This is a genomic window from Microcystis sp. M53602_WE12, assembly GCF_030065455.1.
Taxonomy (GTDB): Bacteria; Cyanobacteriota; Cyanobacteriia; order Cyanobacteriales; family Microcystaceae; genus Microcystis; species Microcystis aeruginosa.
This window is the reverse complement of sequence record NZ_JASJFB010000704.1, coordinates 1-1640: the sequence shown is the minus strand read 5'-3', so window position 1 is coordinate 1640 and position 1640 is coordinate 1. Positions and strand designations below refer to the sequence as shown.

1 protein-coding gene and 1 pseudogene are annotated in these 1640 nt (G+C 48.1%); one reads left to right on the top strand and one right to left on the bottom strand.

Annotated elements, in window-relative coordinates; all coding sequences use genetic code 11:
* Window positions 1–205: 205 nt before the first annotated feature.
* On the bottom strand, window positions 206–955 hold the full coding sequence (locus tag PX482_RS21955; RefSeq protein WP_002760412.1) for an SIMPL domain-containing protein: 750 nt from the start codon (window positions 953–955) through the stop codon (window positions 206–208).
* Between the two features lie 362 nt (window positions 956–1317).
* Here PX482_RS21955 and PX482_RS21950 point away from each other — a divergent pair.
* A pseudogene (locus PX482_RS21950) lies at window positions 1318–1440 on the top strand (transposase family protein); the annotation flags it as partial.
* Window positions 1441–1640 lie beyond the last annotated feature (200 nt).

Sequence of the window (1640 nt, the reverse complement as noted above, 5' to 3'; positions counted from 1 at the left end):
GTGTCAGTCTGTAGAGCGACCATAAGACCAGAACAGAGTAAATCTGTTAAGGCAGGTGCGGAACCCCGCAAGGGAAAGAAGCAGAAACCTAAATCGTGAGGTTTGGGAATCACCGTCCGTTTACGGCGGTGAGGATGTCAACGTCAAGTCTAGCTCTAGCACAGAGGCTCCCCTGTCTGGACAGCACTAAGGATTGTCTTGTAATTCACTCGATCCCGAACGTCACCGAAACGACCGCGGTAATATCTTTGTCGATCGAGGAGGTGTCGTAAATTCCCGAATCGCTCACGTCGGTGGAATTGCGCGAGGTGATCTGAAAAACTCCCGTTTTCGCATCGCGCACCCTTCCCACCCGACTGCCGGTACTACTGGCGATCGCCTCAGCCCTCGCTCTCGCATCCTTGGTCGCTGCCGCCACCATTTCCACCCGCAGCTTATCCAGTTGGGTGTAAAGGTATTGGGGGGGTTCAGAGACGAGGTTAATTCCCTCCTCGATCAATTCCGTTACCTGCCTAGAAAGTTCCGTGTAACGGGCCACATCCCCCGCTCGAATCTCGAAGCGTTGGGTGAGGCGATAGGCGAGAATTTGCCCAGTTTCCTGGCCGTTAGCTGTTACTTCGGGAATCGCCATCGTCTCGATCGCGTTGGTGGTGATTGCGTCGTCGGGAACTTGTTTTTCTTTGAGATAAGCTCGTATCCGCTCGGTTTGCCGGATCAGATCGCGGTAGGCTTCGCGGGCGGTGGGTTGTTGACTGGAAACCGATAAACGCCAGAGAAGATAATCGGATGTAATCGCCTTTTTTGCCGAACCAGTCACGACAAAAACATCGCTGGCCCGTTTCACCGCCAAGATCGAGCGCGCCGCTATCCAGGAACTCACAACGAGGGCGATCGATAGCACCGACAAACCCGCGAATAGCTGCGGGAAACGTCGGAATATAGAACTGTCTTTCATCGTCACTCCTCCTGAAAATTCGACGTTTCTATCCTATGCTAGTAGCGAGCGAGTTGAAATTATTATTTACAAAAATCAATTTTTCTTGCGTCAGGTTGATGCGCTTTGACAGCAAAGATTATTCAGCCCTTACTGGAGCTTTGGCACAATGGTGACTGATTGACACTCCCGTCGCACTAAGCGCTTCGGGATTCTTGGTTCATCGAGTTTCCTTAACCTGGCAGGACGTATCCAACATTCACTAGAGGGAATCTCTCCCCCCCCAAACCCCTAGGGCTGTTTCATTCTCCCATCAGAATATCAAAAGTAAAAGCGATCACTGTCTTTGTAAAATGAGAAGTGACCGCCAACTTTTAAAATATATGTTGAGCTTAATAGAAAAACTGAAACAAGTCAAGGACTTTCGGAAAGATAAAGGAAAAAGACACCATTTATGGATAGTATTAGTAGTAATAATACTGGGAACAATGCTAGGATACTCAGGTTAGAGAGAGCTAGGAGAGTTTGCTAAAAATAATGGTTCTTCGGTTTTTGTTATGCAATGGACGGGGGTTATAAGGGATGGAACCCTTATATAGAAAAGCATTTGGCGATTTTTGTCAATTATTTTTGATCTAGAGCGAACTAATCAATTAAGTCTCTTGCCAGATAAGGATTTAGTCGATTTATGCCCCCCTATCGAACC

What these genes read in the sequence shown, in the direction of transcription:
- PX482_RS21955 (WP_002760412.1), bottom strand. Translation starts at nt 955, where the DNA reads ATGAAAGACAGTTCTATATTCCGACGTTTCCCGCAGCTATTCGCGGGT.